Consider the following 12,724-nt stretch of genomic DNA (forward strand, 5'->3'; position numbering starts at 1 on the left):
CCGCATGAGCTACGAAAACTGGAAGGATAAGGCGCAGGGGTTTCAGACCGTGGATGTGCGCCATATACAGGGCAGCTTTTTTGAAGGGCTGAGGAAACGAGTCGAGGCGTTGGAGGTGGGCGAAGGGTTACACATCATCCAGACCTTTGAGCCGCATCCACTGTACGCTGTCATGGAGGGCTTGGGCTACGAGCACCACACCGAGCAGCGGGGTGAGGCGGAGTTCCATGTCTGGTTCTGCCGCACAGAGAAGAATGTAGGCGACAGCTCCGCCCCCTTCAAGCCGCTGGCTCTTTTGAACTATCCCATGATCGACGAAAAGCTGGGGCAGATCGCCGTGGATTTCTGGGAGACCACATGGCAAAGCGAGAAGCGCACGCTTCCCTACGAAACGCGGCTGCTGCTGTCCCTGACAAATGCTGTGGGTGCGGGCCGGATGCGGCAGGCGGCGCGGGAACTGGTAAAGGCATATATCTATGGCTTGGAAAGCGCAGCTCTGGACGATGTGTTCGAGCTGCTGGCATGGAATCAGGGCATCGGCTTTTTCAGCAGTGAGATCGGCCCCTCGGCGCTGTTTCAGGCATATAAGCTCATTAAAAATAGCGAGAAGCAGGGCAAGTCCCGGGATGAGATCTGCAACATGCTGCGCGAGAAATTCGGAGAGAAGAACCCGGAAATGCAGGTTCTGAACTAAAAAGCAGAAGGAGACGAACGACAATGGATAACAGGATGTTTTGTTTTCAGTGCGAGCAGACGGCGCTCTGCACCGGCTGCACGGGAAAGGCAGGTGTCTGCGGCAAGAGCGCCGAGGTGGCGCAGCTTCAGGACGAGCTGACCGGCGCACTCATTGGTCTGGCACGCGCCGCTGACGGCGATACGCTGGCAACGTCAAATACATGGCGGCTGATGGTCGAGGGACTGTTCACCACCGTCACCAATGTGAACTTTAACGAAAAGACTATCCGGGATTTGATTGACCGGGTACACGAGGAAAAGGCCTGCCTTGTTCCTGGCTGCTCCGGCTGCACCTCCCGCTGTGGGCGGAACGACGACTATGACATGCGCCTACTTTGGAGCGCACAGGAGGATGTGCGCAGTCTCAAATCCCTGATCCTCTTTGGTGTGCGCGGCATGGCGGCGTATGCCCATCACGCCATGGTACTGGGCTATATCGACGATGAGGTAAACCGCTTCTTCGGAAAAGCACTTTTTGCCGTTGGCGAGGACTGGGGCATGGATGAGCTGCTGCCCATCGTGATGGAGGTGGGCGAGAAGAACCTCCAGTGCATGGCGCTGCTGGATAGAGCCAACACCGAGAGCTACGGCACACCTGTGCCCGTCACCGTACCTCTGACCGTGGAGAAGGGGCCGTTCATCGTCATCACCGGCCACGATCTCCACGACCTGAAGCTGCTTCTGGAGCAGACCGAGGGCAAAGGCGTCAATGTCTATACCCACGGCGAAATGCTGCCTGCCCACGGCTATCCGGAGCTGAAGAAATACCCGCACCTCAAGGGTAACTTCGGCACGGCGTGGCAGAACCAGCAGAAGGAGTTTGCAGACATCCCTGCACCGGTGCTGTTCACCACCAACTGTCTGATGCCGCCGCGCCCCGGCTATGCAGACCGTGTGTTCACCACGGCGCTGGTATCCTATCCTGAAATCACCCACATAGGCGAAGATAAGGATTTCACCCCCGTCATCGAAAAGGCACTGGCTCTGGGGGGTTACGCCGAGAATATGGTGTTTACCGGCATCAACGGCGGCAGCACGGTCGTGACCGGCTTCGGTCACGGTGCGGTGCTGAGCGTGGCGGAGCAGGTGATTGACGCGGTAAAAAGCGGCGCCGTCCGGCACTTCTTCCTGGTTGGCGGCTGCGACGGTGCGCGCCCGGGACGCAACTACTATACCGAGTTTGTCAAGCAGACGCCTGCCGACACTGTGGTGCTGACGCTGGCCTGCGGCAAATTCCGCTTCAACGACCTGGATCTTGGAACCATCGGCGGGCTGCCGCGGCTGATGGATGTAGGACAGTGTAACGACGCCTACGGAGCTGTGAAGATCGCGCTGGCCTTGGCGGACGCCTTTGGCTGCGGGGTCAACGACCTGCCCCTGTCTCTGGTGCTCTCGTGGTATGAGCAGAAGGCGGTGTGTATCCTGCTGACGCTGCTGTATCTGGGCATCAGGAATATCCGTCTCGGCCCCACGCTGCCGGCGTTCGTCTCGCCGGGTGTGCTGAACTATCTGGTGGAGAATTTCCATATTGCTCCGGTCACCACCCCGGAGGAGGATCTGAAGGTGCTGCTGAAGCGCTGACAAACCGTAATGCGGCTGCGGAGAGGAACATCTCCGTAGCCGCCTTTTTTAAAAGCAATCATTGGAGGCGCGGTCATTTATCCGCGCCACTCATGAGTTGTCCGTTTGCTTTTTGTTCTTTGCTTCGATACTCCTACACGCCGCCTGCACCAGATAATGCTTCTCATGGCAGAACACCTGGAGATGTGAGGAAAGCTGCTTGCTGCAAAAGCCGCAACACTTTGTATCTTAACATAAGATTTATGGCTCGGTGCTATAATAACCTCAGCAAACTGGGCAATCGCCAAAGAAAGGATAGATTAGGACTATGAGATCACGACGGGAAAGCTTTCTCGTTTTATGCATTGTGCTTATTGCCGCCGTACTTGCAGGCTGCGGCACAGCCGAGCAGCGACCGGCATTGGAAAGGATCGAGTACACGAACCTGAACGACAGTGGTTCGAGGGAGCTTTTGCAGGAGCTGCTCTCCGACGCAGGCGTGTCAGATGGGCGTATTCAGGGCTTTTTCCGTCGTGTGGATCGCTTTAATGACAGCGTGAAGCAGGAATGGCTTACGGATGGCTTTGAGGAAGCGGAGCTGCTGTATACGAAATATGACCCTTACGCGATGCAGGACGAATGGACGGCGAAAAACGGGACGTTTCCGGGCTATAACTGCCGGATCACCGCCATGAACCTGTTTGGGGACTTCCTCTCCGTGAGCGCAGACTCTCAAATCAATGCCGGTGAAGATGTGCTGTTTGTGGACGAGGAGACGCTGAAAACAGATCCCGATGCGCTGGGCGGAAGCAGCCTTGCAGATTTCCGCGCACTGTATTCCTCCATGAAGGCGGAGGATACCACGGAGATCAAGCGTCATGTACAAACCGTACAAGAGGAATGGGCATCCCGCGGCGTTACGTTTCGGGAGAATGAACGGATCCGCCTCATCACGGTATTCTTCCATGATAAGCCGACCGAGGAGGAATCTCTGCTGTTTGTCGGGCATGCTGGCGTACTTTTGACGGCGGAGGACGGGACGCTGTACTTTGTAGAAAAGGTCGCCTTTCAGGAGCCGTATCGGATGCTGCGCTTTGCGGACCGAACGGTGCTGAGCGATTACCTTATGAGGAAATATGACACCTCATGGGGACAGGATACGGCGAGCCCCTTTATCATGGAGAATGACAAGCTCATGGACGTAAAGTCCCCTCATTCTAAACAATAGCAGAGGGCGGCAGCATGTGTGCTGCCGCCCTCTTGAGTCCCGAACAGCAAAGGCGGGCGGGACTATCAGTGATGGTGCTTTTGCGCCGTTCATCTTGACCGCTGACAGGCTCGACTGGGTTTGCTGTTTATTTCCTTACCATCAGCACTGCCTTTTTCCACTTCCTGATCTTCGTCCGAAACGTTCCAAAGGGCGCGACGGTATTGACATGGATGAATTTGTACACCTCCCACACCGCTGTTTTGGTGGCGTCATCCGCCCACCTTCTCATGTGCGGCTGGAACAGCTCCTCCTCGCTCATGGAATCGATCATGGTCTGGATCGCGGCGATATTTTCATTTAATTTGTCCTTCAATTCCGCCAAGGACAAAGGAGAATAGGTATCTGTGAACCATTGGTACAGGTCGCCCAGCTGATTCCACTTGAACTGCTCTGATGGTGTTTTCACTCCCATTCCGTGCTTCTCATCGGCCTCCCATTTCAAAAGCAGTGTTGTCCACCCCACCTGATACGCAAGATTCTCTGCCGGGGTTCTGTCCACCTCGGGAACTCTTTTATCCTTCAGGGGTTCCGGGATCGTATCAAATTCGGAAATATACTCCTCAAAGCTCTGATTGATCTCATTTTTGAGTTCCGCTTTATCCTTGTATGTTCTCAAAATATCCCTCCCTTACCAATTCTCCGCCAGATATTCCTCTGCATAGTGGACAGCCACCGCGCCGTCCGATACGGCGGTGACCACCTGCCGCAGCGCCTTGGTGCGCACGTCGCCCACGGCGAACACGCCGGGAAGATTCGTGCGGGTGGATTCGTCCGCGATGATGTAGCCGGATTTGTCCAGTGCCAGCTCGCTTCGGAACAGCTCCGTCGCCGGGGCGCGTCCCACACTGACGAACACGCCGTCACAGGCAAGGTCATGTTCCTCACCCGTCAGGACATTCTTCAAACGAAGCCCCGTCAGGCGGCTTTCGTGCAGCAGCGCGGAAACGGTGCTGTTCCAGCGGAATTCCACATTGGGCGCGTTCATCAGCGGCTCATGATAGACCTTCGTCGCCCGCAGGCTGTCGCGGCGGTGGATGAGATAGACCTTCTTTGCAATGCGGGACAGGGCGAGGGCGTCCGCCGCGGCGGAGTTGCCGCCGCCCACCACCGCCACGGTCTTGCCCCGATAGGGCGCGCCGTCGCAGGCGGCACAGTAGTGAACGCCCTTGCCAACGAGCGTTTCCTCGCCGGGAACGCCCAAGGGACGATGCGACGCGCCGGTGGCGATGACCACCGTGCGCCCCTGAAAGACGCCCTCGCTGGTTTCCAACGTCTTGATCTTGCCGGAAAGACTTACTTTGTACACCTCTGCCAGCTCCGTCACCGCGCCGAAACGCTCCGCGCTCTGCTGCATTTTTTCGCCCAGCGTAAAGCCGTCGATGCCGTCCTCAAAGCCGGGATAGTTGTCGATCTGCTCCGTCAGCGCCATCTGCCCGCCGGCGGAGAGCTTTTCAAGCACCAGCGTGGAAAGTCCACTTCTGGCGGCGTACAGGGCGGCGGTGTAACCGGCGGGTCCACCGCCGATGACGATCATATCATAGATCTGATCCATAATCGTGTCCTCACTGTGCCAGCGTTTCCTTGATAAACGCCTCGATAGCCGCCTTGGAGGCGGGAGCAACAACAGAGCCGAGCACCTTGCCGTCCTTGAAGAGCATCAGCGTGGGGATGGTGTCGATGCCGAAACGCTCGATGAGCTGCGGCTCCTCGTCGTAGTTGATCTTGCCGGCGATAAGCGTGTCTGCGTACTGCTCGCCCACCTTGTCGAAGGCCGGGGCAATGCGGCGGCAGTAGGGGCACCACTGTGCCCAGAAATCCACCAGCACGGGCTTGTCCGCGCGGAGAACGTCGTTTTCAAAGCTGTTGGTCGTAATGGTAAGCATCATAAGATCCTCCTATTTGTGTGCAAAAAGTTGTGTTTCAATATCTGTAATCGTGATGTGCGAGAGATAGGCGGCGCACTGTTCATTCATCTGCCGGTAGAGCGCATCCATCACGCCCGCCATACCGGAGCAGATGGCGCAGTCCCGGTCAATGTCCCCGCTGTGCCACGCGCAGTCCACAAAGCGGGCGTTCACCGCCTCCGCCACCTGCCGCAGAGTCAGGCTCACGGGGTCTGCCGTCAGGCGATAGCCGCCGTCCAGGCCCTCCCGGGTCTCCACCATCCCTGCCTTTTTCAGCCCCGCCAGCACGCGGCGGACGCGAGTGGGGTTGGTGCAGATGTTCTCCGCCAGCGCTTCGCTGCTGAGTGATCGTCTGCTGTGGCTCAGGCAGACCAGCGCGTGAACCGCCAGATTAAAGGAACTGTCCACCCTTATCCCTCCTTCACAAGCTCGTAGGGCCAGTCGATGACGCCGCCGAAGTCGTAGACGTTCTGATACCCAAGCGATAGCAGCTTTTCCGCGGCGCCTTTGCTGCGGCGGCCGCTGCGGCAGTAGATCAGCAGCGTTGCCTCCTTATCGGGCAGCGCCTCGGGCATTTCGCTCCCGATGCTCTCGTTGGGCACAAGGACGGCGTTTTCAATATGCCCGCCGTCGTATTCCTCCCGGGTGCGAACATCCACCACCACGACCTCCTGCGAGGTCATCATCTCATAGGCTTCCTCGGCGCTGAGCTTATGATACGCCGCCTTGCCGGGCGCGTCCTTTTTTGTTTTGGACAGCGTGCAGCCAGCCAGCAGTGCCAGCGAGGCGGCAAGTGCCGCAAAGAGTAATATCTGACGCATAATTAACCTCCAATGTAACTGTGTTTGTCACTGGTACAGTTTATACTGTAACTATAACAGATATAGTTTGGTGTGTCAAGCTTTTCCACCAATTTTTTCAACGGAAGCCCTCCATAGCTGTTGACAACAGGGTGAATATGCGTATAATGGAAAACGAGAATAAGAATAGTTCTTGCTTTTGGAGGGGTGCAGTATGCCGAAATACGCAGAGGAGATATTGGCCGCCGTCACGGAGCTGCAGCGGCATCCCACTGCGGAGCAGGTGTTCCTGGAGATGAAAAAGGAGCACCCCAGCATCGCTCTGGGTACGGTATATAAGCACCTGAACGGTTTGGCGGAGGAGGGGCTTTTGCTCCGCATCACCGAGCCGGGTTCGCCGGACCGGTACGACCGGACGGAACGGCACGATCACCTGATTTGCAGCCGGTGCGGGAAAATCACGGACGTTCGCCTGCCGGATATGCAGGAGCGGATCCAGAAGGCACTGGGGCAGAAGATCCTCTCCTACGACCTTAGGATCCGGTACATCTGCCCCGCTTGCCGGGAGCAAAAAAAAGACAATATTATGGAGGAGAAGCATCATGAACGCTAATGTATCGAAGCTGCTCAACGAGCAAATCAACAAGGAGTTCTACTCCGCCTATCTGTATCTGGACTTTGCCAATTACTACGCCTCCGTGGGCTTAGACGGCTTTGAGAACTGGTACCGGGTGCAGGCGCAGGAGGAGCGGGATCACGCCATGCTGTTTTATCAGTATTTGCAGAATAACGGCGAGGGTGTCACCTTTGAGGCCGTCGCAAAGCCGGAGTGGGAACGCGGCGACCACATGACCCCGCTGAAAAAGGCACTGGCGCATGAGAAGCTCGTCACCGCCAGCATCGACGCCATCTTCGCCGCCGCATACGAGGCCAGGGACTTCCGCGCCATGCAGATGCTGGACTGGTTCATCAAGGAGCAGGGCGAGGAGGAGAAGAATGCCGCCGACCTCATCACCAAGATGGAGCTGTTCGGCGGTGACAGCAAGGGGCTGTATATGCTCAACAGCGAGCTGAAGGCCCGGGTCTACGCCGTGCCCTCGCTGGTGTTGTAAAAGAGAAGATGAGCGTATTTGCAAATATGACCCCGGTAGACTGGGCCGTGATGATAGCGGTGCTTGCCTTGATAGGTGGAGCCTACTGGCTCATCGAGGATTCCCGAAAAAAAGGAGCGAAGGCGGGCGGCAAGCTCTGCGGCGGCTGTCCGCATTATTGCAGGATGGGCAGGAATTGCGATGGGACGCCTAAGGAACAGGCAGGCGCGACGGAGAATGCCAAGGAAGATCCGGAGCTGCCTGATGAGAACGGATAATGGCGGACAGCATGCTTTTTAACCTGCTTCTCAATATAGGGCTTCTCGTTCTGATCGCTACCATGCTGACCAATCTGCCACCGGTGAGGGCCCTCCTGCTGGAGGAAAAGCAGACATTCCGCAGTCGGCTTTGGCTTTCCCTGATTTTTGGCATGGTCAGCATTTGCTCCACCTATATCGGGGTGCCTATTCAGGGCGCAATCGTTAACACCCGCGTCATCGGCGTGATGGCCGCGGGGCTTTTGGGCGGCCCGTACGTGGGCGTCGGAGCCGCCCTGATCGGAGGGATCCATCGATATCTTTTCGACATCGGCGGCTTTACTGCGGTAAGCTGCGCCCTGTCTACCATAATGGAGGGCGCCATAGGGGCTGCGTTTTCCCGCAAATTCAAGGCGGGGGAAATCGGAGGCGGGGAGCTGTTTTTGCTCACGGCGGTGGCTGAGATGGGGCAGATGGCCATCATCCTTTTGGTGGCGAGGCCATACTCGGCGGCGATCGCGCTGGTGGAGAAGATAGCCCTTCCCATGATACTGATGAATTCTTTTGGCATGATGGTATTTATCGGGGTCTTCAACCGTATTTTTCTGGTGGAGGAAAGCCTGTACGGTGAGAAAATGAGGATAGCCCTTGCCATTGCGGAAAAAAGCCTGCCACATTTAAGAAACGGACTGCACAGCAGGGAGGATATGGCGGAGGCGGTGAGGATAATCCACCACTCCACCGACTGCGAGGCGGTCATGATAACTGACGCTAAGGAGGTGCTGGCAAAGGTCGGCGGAGGGGGCGAATTTGAGGCGCTCGAGCATTGCCCGCTCATCGCGCCCATACCCGACTCAATCCGGACGGGAAATGCGCTGATGGAGATATATACCGCCCAAGGCGATCAGCGGGAGATCTTCTGTCCGGTGCTGGAGGGTAATGTGGTGATCGCCGCGCCGCTCGTGGAGCAGGACAAGGTGGTGGGCTCACTGGCTATCATCGTGAAAAAGCGTTGGCATGGCTATAAGCCCCACCTGATAATCGTCACGGAGCTGGCCCGGCTTTTTTCTACCCAGCTTGAGCTTTCGGATCTGGATTATCAGAGGCGGCTGAGAAAGCGGGCCGAGCTTAGGGCTCTGCAAAATCAGGTCAACCCGCATTTTCTGTACAACATATTGAACACCATATCCAGCGTATGCCGCGAAAACCCGGACAGAGCCAGAGAGCTGCTTTTGACCCTGTCCTTATACTACAGGCAGACCCTGGAGAATGAACAATACATGATACGCCTTTCCACAGAGCTATATCAGGTAATGAACTATCTCAAGCTGGAGCAGGCCCGCTTTGAAGAAAAGCTGGCTGTGGAATTTGATATTGAGGAGGAGCTGGATTGCGTCCTGCCCTCTTTTATCCTGCAGCCTCTTGTGGAAAATGCGGTGCGCTATGGCGTGGATAAAAGGGGCTTCCGCATTATAAACATCAGCGCGGAGACAAAGGAGGATGCGGCGGTCATCGCTGTGACGGATCATGGCTCCGGCATACCCGACGAGGTGGTACGGAGCTTAAAGGCAGGGCAAGGCAAGGGCGTTGGCCTGCTCAATGTGCATAAGCGGCTGCAAAGCCTTTACGGAGAGGACGGGGGATTACAGATCACCGTTACAGAAAATGGCTCCCGGGTGGCTTTTCGCATCCCCTTGGGGAAGATCGAGGATCTTGGGGAGCCTGCGGCGATTTCGGCGCAGGGACGGGCGGTTTGAGGCAAAGCATGGGTATGAAGGATGAACGGGGGAGAAAGCGTATGAAAATTGCGGTGATAGACGACGAGCGCTCCGCCAGAAACGAATTGATATATCAGATACTGCATACGATGCCGGAGAGCGAGATATCAGAGGCGGACAGCGGAAGCAGCGCGCTTGCGCTGATGAGCGAGAATGACTTTGATATATTGTTCGTGGATATCGGGTTAAACGATATGGAGGGCACGATGTTAGCCGCCGCGGCAAGAAAGCTGCTGCCCGCCGCCCAGATAGTCTTTGCCACGGCTTATTCCCAATACGGGGTAAGGGCCTTTGAGCTGGGGGTAAACAATTACCTGCTAAAGCCCTTTGACCCGGCGAGGGTGCATACCGTGCTGGAAAAGTGCCGCAGGGAACTGGAGGGCGAGGCTGCTAAAGCAGCGGATACGCGGCAGGGCAGGGAACAGCTCCATACCTCGCGCCGCCTGCCGGTGAATATCAACAGGACTATCGTGCTGCTGGATATTGACCAGATCGTATATATCGAAACCCTGGGACGGGGATGCGTTATCCACACCACCCGCAAGGATTACGTTGAAAACGCGCTGCTGGGAGAATACGAAAAGAAGCTCGCCGGCAGCGGCTTTTGCCGGATACATAAGAGCTTTCTGGTCAATTTGAGCTACATAAGCGAGATCCTCCCCTGGGCCAATAATGGATTTGCCCTTAAAATGCAGGGCTATGAGCAAAATATACTGCCCGTGAGCAGGGAAAAGATAAAAACCCTGCGTCAGCTTTGGGATTTCTAAAGAGACGCTTTGAGCCGGCAGCCGATGTGCTGGCTCCGTTTATGCCGCGCATTTTACACTTTACACAGCGCAATATACACTTGGCGCAAATAAGCTTCCCTTAACTTTTCTTTTATGTATAATACAAAATACCCAAAACCTCGGATAAACGGAAGATGGAACCGTACAAAAAGAAAATAAGGAGGGAAAAAGAATGATTAGCTTTTTTGTATGTCTTGTGGTTTTGATCGTAGGCTTTTTCACTTATGGGAAAATAGCGGAGAAGGTTTTTGGCTCCGATGACAGGACGCCGCCTTCCCTTGCCATGACGGACGGCGCGGACTATGTGCCTATGAGCACGCCGAGGGTCTTTCTCATTCAGCTTTTGAACATCGCAGGCCTTGGCCCGATATTCGGCGCGCTTGCCGGCGCGTGTTGGGGCCCAAGCGTATTTCTCTGGATCACATTGGGCACCATTTTTGCCGGCGCAGTCCACGATTTTATGATAGGCATGATGTCTATGCGGCATAAGGGCGCCAGCGTTTCCGAACTTACCGGAACCTACCTGGGCAAGGGTATGCTTCAGGTGATGCGCGTGTTCTCCGTGGTGCTGCTGGTGCTCGTGGGCGTTACCTTCTCTACCGGCCCTGCCAATCTTCTAGCCATGCTCACCCCTAAGGTGCTGGATACCAAGTTCTGGCTGGTCGTGGTGCTTGTTTATTACTTCATCGCCACATTCGTCCCCATCGACAAGGTGATTGGTAAAATTTACCCGGTATTTGGTATATGCCTTATCGTCATGGCGCTCGGCGTGGGCGGCGGCATACTGCTAAAGGGCTACCACATCCCCGAGATCACCCTGACAAACCTGCATCCATCTAACACTCCCATTTGGCCCATCATGTTTGTATCCGTGGCCTGCGGGGCCATATCCGGCTTCCACGCCACTCAGTCGCCACTGATGGCGCGCTGCATCAGGACGGAAAAGGACGGACGAAAGGTATTTTACGGCGCTATGGTGGCGGAGGGCATCATAGCCCTGATATGGGCTGCTGCGGGAGTGGCCTTCTACAACGGTACCGGCGGCCTTGCTGAGGCTCTCTCTCAGGGACAGTCCGTAGTGGTATACGATATATGCTTTACCCTGCTTGGCCCCGTGGGCGCGGTGATCGCCATGATAGGCGTTATCGCCTGTCCCGTTTCCTCCGCGGATACCGCCTATCGCAGCGCGAGGCTGACCCTGGCGGATTGGTTTAACTACGATCAGAAGCCGGTCAAGAACCGCCTGATTCTAACCGTGCCGCTGCTCGCCGTAGGCGCGGTGCTGACACAGGTAGATGTGCAGATCGTATGGCGGTATTTCTCCTGGTCCAACCAGACCCTTGCCATGATCGCCCTCTGGGCGGCCAGCGTGTACCTGTTCCGCAGGAAGAGGAACTATTGGATCACCGTGGTTCCTGCGAGCTTCATGTCCGCCGTATCCTGCACCTATATACTGATGGCGCAGGAGGGCTTTAAGCTCCCCACCTCCGTTGCATATCCGGTGGGAATCGCTTTCGCCGCGGCCTGCCTCGGGGTGTTTCTGTGGAGCTGCGTAATGGGCAAGGGCAAAAACGCCAACACGCCTGTTCAGGAAACTCCTTACGAATCAGCGCAGTAAGCCGTAAGATAGCCTGTCGAAGATAATATAGAACACGCAAAGGGGCGGGGACATTCATGGGAATGACTTCGCCCCTGATTTATTTTGCTCCGCGGCAATAGCCGCCCAAGCGTTGTCTTTTGCTTTTTAACGCAGTATATTTATCCCGCCCCTTGCCAAATTGAAGGAAACACGGTATAATATGACTGAAAGAACCGAAGTGGTCATATTTCAAGGAGGCACAGTCTTGGCTTTTACCGATTACGAAACCGAACAGCTTCGCAAGGCGCTGCTGAAGGAAACGAGACGTTGCGCGGTGACGTTAGGAATGAAGAAGACCTCCGTGGATCAGTTGACGAAGGCCGTGGGTATCGCCAAGGGCTCCTTTTATAAATTCTACGAATCCAAGGAAATGCTTTTCTTCGCGGTTTTAGAGGGAGTCCACTCGGAGCTTTACAATGTAGCTGACCGGGCGTTGAGCGAAAATGGCGGCGTGCCGCCATCGGAGCGCGTGGCAAAGGCGGTTCTTGCCGTTTGCAAGCGGCTTTCCGACACCGGCGATATGGTTTTCATCGAAAACGACGCGAAGCTGCTCCTGCAAAGGCTTCCGGAACCCGTCAAAAGGGAGCATTATCACGACGGCGAAGCGCACATACGTGAGCTGCTGGAGAAACACGACCTCGTGCCTAAGCGCGGCGTTTCTCTTGCCGCCGCTACAGTTCGGGGATTGATCCTGACGGTCTCCCACAGGGAGCAGATCGGGGAGTTGTACCCGCAGGCGCTTCAAACGCTGGTATGCGGCGCTTGCAGGGAGTTATTTGAATAAGACAAAATGCCGCAGAGGTGCGGCTTTTCCACGGCGGGGCGGTTAGCTGCATCTAACCGCAAAACCGCACAAGCATCGGTTAGCTATTTCCCGCAGATAAAAGGACGGCTATGAAAGG

At 56.0% G+C, this 12,724-nt stretch carries 15 protein-coding genes; 10 read left to right on the top strand and 5 right to left on the bottom strand.

Annotated features, from left to right (window positions below; translation table 11 throughout):
- Window positions 1-4: 4 nt before the first annotated feature.
- The 3 genes from ABC831_RS09960 to ABC831_RS09970 all read left to right on the top strand — a co-directional run bounded on the left by ABC831_RS09960 (window position 5) and on the right by ABC831_RS09970 (window position 3,523).
- The gene (locus ABC831_RS09960; RefSeq protein ID WP_343247995.1) at window positions 5-694 is read left to right on the top strand and encodes a DUF2249 domain-containing protein; all 690 of its coding nucleotides are present in this window, start codon (window positions 5-7) and stop codon (window positions 692-694) included.
- Window positions 695-717: 23 nt separating this feature from the next.
- Window positions 718-2,316 carry a hydroxylamine reductase gene (gene hcp, locus ABC831_RS09965; protein ID WP_343247996.1) on the top strand — a complete coding sequence of 533 codons (1,599 nt, stop codon included), beginning with the start codon at window positions 718-720 and terminating at the stop codon, window positions 2,314-2,316.
- A 307-nt stretch (window positions 2,317-2,623) separates the two neighbouring features.
- On the top strand, window positions 2,624-3,523 hold the full coding sequence (locus tag ABC831_RS09970; RefSeq protein ID WP_343247997.1) for a DUF4300 family protein: 900 nt from the start codon (window positions 2,624-2,626) through the stop codon (window positions 3,521-3,523).
- 127 nt (window positions 3,524-3,650) lie between these two features.
- On the opposite strand, the gene ABC831_RS09975 is transcribed toward ABC831_RS09970, so the two are convergent.
- Genes ABC831_RS09975 through ABC831_RS09995 form a run of 5 tightly spaced genes read right to left on the bottom strand, consistent with a single transcriptional unit; the run spans window position 3,651 to window position 6,290 of the window.
- Complete coding sequence (locus ABC831_RS09975; RefSeq protein ID WP_343247998.1) at window positions 3,651-4,181, bottom strand: ClbS/DfsB family four-helix bundle protein; 531 nt, start codon at window positions 4,179-4,181, stop codon at window positions 3,651-3,653.
- A 12-nt stretch (window positions 4,182-4,193) separates the two neighbouring features.
- Window positions 4,194-5,117, bottom strand: coding sequence for a thioredoxin-disulfide reductase (trxB, locus tag ABC831_RS09980; RefSeq protein WP_343247999.1), 924 nt, complete (start codon window positions 5,115-5,117; stop codon window positions 4,194-4,196).
- A 10-nt stretch (window positions 5,118-5,127) separates the two neighbouring features.
- Window positions 5,128-5,451, bottom strand: coding sequence for a thioredoxin (gene trxA / locus ABC831_RS09985; RefSeq protein ID WP_333559093.1), 324 nt, complete (start codon window positions 5,449-5,451; stop codon window positions 5,128-5,130).
- Between the two features lie 9 nt (window positions 5,452-5,460).
- Window positions 5,461-5,877 carry an RrF2 family transcriptional regulator gene (locus ABC831_RS09990; RefSeq protein ID WP_119980183.1) on the bottom strand — a complete coding sequence of 139 codons (417 nt, stop codon included), beginning with the start codon at window positions 5,875-5,877 and terminating at the stop codon, window positions 5,461-5,463.
- 2 nt (window positions 5,878-5,879) lie between these two features.
- Entirely contained in the window at window positions 5,880-6,290 is a 411-nt protein-coding gene (locus ABC831_RS09995; RefSeq protein WP_343248000.1) for a rhodanese-like domain-containing protein, read from the bottom strand.
- Window positions 6,291-6,483: 193 nt separating this feature from the next.
- Between ABC831_RS09995 and ABC831_RS10000 the strand changes: the two genes are divergently transcribed.
- The 7 genes from ABC831_RS10000 (at window position 6,484) to ABC831_RS10030 (ending at window position 12,606) form a co-directional block, all read left to right on the top strand.
- On the top strand, window positions 6,484-6,882 hold the full coding sequence (locus ABC831_RS10000; RefSeq protein WP_343248001.1) for a Fur family transcriptional regulator: 399 nt from the start codon (window positions 6,484-6,486) through the stop codon (window positions 6,880-6,882).
- Window positions 6,869-7,381, top strand: coding sequence for a ferritin (locus tag ABC831_RS10005; protein WP_343248146.1), 513 nt, complete (start codon window positions 6,869-6,871; stop codon window positions 7,379-7,381). Before ABC831_RS10000 ends, ABC831_RS10005 begins: the two co-directional genes overlap by 14 nt.
- 8 nt (window positions 7,382-7,389) lie before the next feature.
- Complete coding sequence (locus tag ABC831_RS10010; RefSeq protein ID WP_177809362.1) at window positions 7,390-7,638, top strand: hypothetical protein; 249 nt, start codon at window positions 7,390-7,392, stop codon at window positions 7,636-7,638.
- Window positions 7,638-9,374 (top strand): LytS/YhcK type 5TM receptor domain-containing protein, encoded by a 1,737-nt coding sequence (locus ABC831_RS10015; RefSeq protein ID WP_343248002.1) that lies wholly within the window; start codon window positions 7,638-7,640, stop codon window positions 9,372-9,374. The genes ABC831_RS10010 and ABC831_RS10015 overlap by 1 nt, the downstream gene beginning before the upstream one ends.
- A 41-nt stretch (window positions 9,375-9,415) precedes the next feature.
- Complete coding sequence (locus tag ABC831_RS10020) at window positions 9,416-10,162, top strand: LytR/AlgR family response regulator transcription factor (RefSeq protein WP_343248003.1); 747 nt, start codon at window positions 9,416-9,418, stop codon at window positions 10,160-10,162.
- 193 nt (window positions 10,163-10,355) lie between these two features.
- Window positions 10,356-11,801 (top strand): carbon starvation CstA family protein, encoded by a 1,446-nt coding sequence (locus ABC831_RS10025; protein ID WP_343248004.1) that lies wholly within the window; start codon window positions 10,356-10,358, stop codon window positions 11,799-11,801.
- Window positions 11,802-12,027: 226 nt separating this feature from the next.
- On the top strand, window positions 12,028-12,606 hold the full coding sequence (locus ABC831_RS10030) for a TetR/AcrR family transcriptional regulator (protein WP_119980289.1): 579 nt from the start codon (window positions 12,028-12,030) through the stop codon (window positions 12,604-12,606).
- The last annotated feature ends 118 nt before the right edge of the window (window positions 12,607-12,724 follow it).

This window comes from Diplocloster hominis, from assembly GCF_032380655.1.
GTDB lineage: Bacteria > Bacillota > Clostridia > Lachnospirales > Lachnospiraceae > Diplocloster > Diplocloster hominis.